Source organism: Faecalibacterium sp. DFI.5.82 (genome assembly GCF_029076575.1).
GTDB lineage: Bacteria > Bacillota > Clostridia > Oscillospirales > Ruminococcaceae > Faecalibacterium > Faecalibacterium duncaniae.
This window is the reverse complement of record NZ_JARFIS010001147.1, coordinates 1-288: the sequence shown is the minus strand read 5'-3', so window position 1 is coordinate 288 and position 288 is coordinate 1. Positions and strand designations below refer to the sequence as shown.

The 288-nt window shown below is 55.6% G+C and carries 1 pseudogene; it reads left to right on the top strand.

The features are described 5' to 3' along the window. Window positions 1–288 (top strand): annotated as a pseudogene (locus P0G09_RS20500) (CHAP domain-containing protein); the annotation flags it as partial.

The window sequence follows — 288 nt, the reverse complement described above, 5'->3', positions numbered from 1 at the left end:
GCCCACAAGTCCGAGGAAGCTGTTGAAACCGGTGTGCGGCTGTTCCGGGAAGGCTACCGCAGTCACAAGCTGAAGCCATACAGCAAGGCGGCACAGGCGGAACAAAAGCTGGAAAAGGCTAATGTAAACGCCCTGTATCAGAAGTCTTTGCGGGAAAATCCCCTGCTTACCAGCAATCCGTTTTCACGCTGGCAGCAGAAACAGGCCATTAAAAAGGAATACGCCGCCGCCAAGCGCGCCGGTCAAGCTGCCGGAAACACCGCCAACACCGCAAAAATGACCGGCAAA